Origin of the sequence: Devosia naphthalenivorans (genome assembly GCF_003056355.1) — a bacterium.
GTDB lineage: Bacteria > Pseudomonadota > Alphaproteobacteria > Rhizobiales > Devosiaceae > Devosia > Devosia naphthalenivorans.
The window spans coordinates 1-2,778 of sequence record NZ_PYVW01000037.1 but is presented as its reverse complement, the minus strand read 5'-3'; the positions used below and the strand labels follow the sequence as shown (position 1 = coordinate 2,778).

Sequence of the window (2,778 nt, the reverse complement as noted above, 5' to 3'; positions counted from 1 at the left end):
TCCATACGGGCCCGCGGCGTGCAAATGGCCGCATCATGAGGCCGGACACACGACAGCACCTGACCACATGCCCAAAGCCAATGAAAAACCGCTTGCATCCAGACGGGCGTCCACACACGATTGACACTCCACCGCAGTCACCGGAACTGGTGGGACATGACCAGTCGCTTCTGGATCGGCACCGCCTTGGCCATTCCGGTATTCCTGCTCGAAATGGGCTGCCGCCTGTTCGACTTCCACGCCTTTATATCGGCTCAGAACCTAACTGGATTCAAGTGGTGCGGGCAACGCCGGTCGTGCTCTGGGCTGGCTGGCCGTCTTCGGCGCTGCCTTGATCGCCAAATCTAAGCCCAACATGTTTACGCTAAATGCATGGGCATCGGAGCGCCTGGCTCTATTCGGTGATCGCTAGGGTGCTCCCCGGCATGTTCCCTTCCGACGCGCCGGGAATGGGCGGCGCGGTTCCGGTCTACTTCGAGGCCGCCGCTCATTACCGCCCTGGCGCTCCTCGGCCAGGTGCTGGAGCTACGAGCCCGCGAGCAGACGTCGGGCGCCATAAAGGCGCTGCTGGGGCTGGCGCCCAAGACCGCGCGGCGTATCCGCGACGACGGTTCGGACGAGGAGGTCGGCGGGGGTAGAGACCGACGCCAAAAATGGCTTTCAGCGTTGGCTTGAACTACTCACACCCGGTGGTACGGTGTTCATTGCGACGCAATATAGCCCGCAAGAGTTGGGTGGCCGATTTTCCCCCGCAGTCCGGCGCCAAGAACATCCGAGCGGTTGCAGTAGATACCTGAACAGGTGCACTTTTCCGGCGAGTACCGGCGGAAGCCGTCGTCCTCACGACTTGCAGTTGGAATGCGCCATGAGGTCGGTGCTCGTGCGTCCCAGTGCCTGGTCGAACGTGTTCGGAAAGCGGACATTGAAGCTCAACCAGTATGCTGGTGCCGGATTCATCAAAGCCGGCGTCATATCGCAACTTGAGATGTGCTGCAGGCCAATCCAGATCCCGAAGGCAAGTTGTTACTGATTGAGGTCGGTCTGCGTGCGGCAGCGACTTATCTACGGGTATAGCCGGGTTCGCACCCAAGGCTCCATTTCTCCCTTTCGCGAAAAATGTATTCGGTCGTGCAGCCGATCCTCAGCCTTCTGCCAGAACTCTATGGAAGCAGGTACCAATCGGAAACCTGCCCATTGTGGAGGACGCTTTATCTCGAACTCAAACGCCGCCGTTGCAACTTGTGCGGCTTGACGCATCAAGGTCCGCCGATCATGCAAAGGGCGTGATTGATCAGAGGCAATTGCTGCGATCTTGAGTTCTACGGAACTGCGAGCAAACTGAATATCCGCTTCGTCGCCTGCAATGCGGTCGGTCTTCCCTCTTATGCGTATCTGCCGACCGATTTCACGCCAGTGAAGTCCTGCTGCAGCATACGGATTCTCGTCCAACTGGTTGCCTTTGGCGCTGTCAATATTGGTAAAAAAGATCAGCCCTCCATGTGCAATCCCACTCAACGTAACCACTCGAAGATCAGGGTGTCCTTGCCCGTCGGCTGTCGCCAGGGCCATTGCATCGGGGTCGGGTATCTCTGTTTCCCTCGCCCGCGACAACCAGATCTCGAGCACCTGCAGCGGGTCCTTCTTTGAGGGCCCATTGTCTTGGAAAATCTCGTCATCGCTGTGAGTTCGCATCTTCCTGTCTCTGCTCGTGAGCGCACCTAGCCTTCAAAGGTATTTCCGGATCTTATAGTCGCTAAGTGGCTGGCTGTTGTCCAGGAACGTAGCACTTTGCAGGCCGCTCGCCATCCCGTTGCCCGCAGTCACTTTGTAGCGAGCAATCCTTGCCGGCCATACAGGTCGCCAGGGCGAAGTCTGGTTCAGTGGCCCGAGGCACATCACCAATGGTGATCTCTGATGCCGGGCACGACAGAACTAGACCACCTTCTACCTCGGGTCGCGGTTATGGGTTTCGCCTTGGCAAGGCGATGAGCGACCCTGGTGAGATGATTGAGAGGCTCTTGACCTTGCCACGGTGGAAAGGTGCAGGATCTGGTAAACAGGAGATCATCATGGCCACCAGTCACCACCACGACGATCATGCGCATCACAACCACCAGGACGGGTCGAGCGACGCTTCGGTCGTCGATGTGACGGATATCCGTGATCCGGTTTGCGGCATGAAGGTTGACCCCGCTTCGGCCAAACACAAGGTGACCTATGAAGGAGCGACCTACTACTTCTGCTCCGAAGGATGCCGATCGAAGTTCATGATCGACCCTGCCAAATACACCGAGCCTCACGCTGTCGACATCCCCAGCACGAAGACCGAGACACCAGAACCGGCGGGAACGATCTGGACCTGCCCCATGCACCCGCAGATCCGCCGCGACGAACCCGGTTCGTGCCCGATCTGCGGCATGGCGCTAGAACCGGAACTGCCCACTGCCGACACCGGTCCAAGTCCGGAACTCCGTGACATGACAAGGCGGTTCTGGATCGGCACGGCCTTGGCGGTCCCGGTCTTCGTGCTGGAGATGTCGGCTCACCTGTTCGACATCCACCACTGGGTCGCGCCACAGACCTTGAACTGGATGCAGCTCGTTCTGGCTACGCCGGTGGTGCTGTGGGCCGGCTGGCCGTTCTTCGAACGCGGCTGGGCATCCCTGCAGAACCGCAGCCTGAACATGTTCACCCTGATCGCCATGGGCATCGGGGTGGCGTGGCTGTACTCCATCGTCGCAACGTTGCTGCCGGGGATGTTCCCGGACTCGATGCGGG

Annotated in this window: 2 protein-coding genes and 1 pseudogene; 2 read left to right on the top strand and 1 reads right to left on the bottom strand. The window is 59.3% G+C overall.

Features of this window, described 5'->3' with window-relative positions:
• Positions 1-153 precede the first annotated feature (153 nt).
• A pseudogene (locus C8264_RS22690) lies at positions 154-627 on the top strand (haloacid dehalogenase); the annotation flags it as partial.
• A 435-nt stretch (positions 628-1,062) separates the two neighbouring features.
• Here the strand turns inward: C8264_RS22690 and pdxH are convergent.
• Positions 1,063-1,692, bottom strand: a complete 630-nt coding sequence (gene pdxH, locus C8264_RS21885; protein ID WP_108463100.1) for a pyridoxamine 5'-phosphate oxidase — start codon at positions 1,690-1,692, stop codon at positions 1,063-1,065.
• 377 nt (positions 1,693-2,069) lie between these two features.
• Between pdxH and C8264_RS21875 the strand changes: the two genes are divergently transcribed.
• Positions 2,070-2,778: YHS domain-containing protein (locus C8264_RS21875; RefSeq protein ID WP_114355255.1), on the top strand; the 709-nt coding region annotated here is incomplete at its 3' end.

What these genes read in the sequence shown, in the direction of transcription:
- pdxH (WP_108463100.1), bottom strand. Translation starts at nt 1,692, where the DNA reads ATGCGAACTCACAGCGATGACGAGATTTTCCAAGACAATGGGCCCTCA.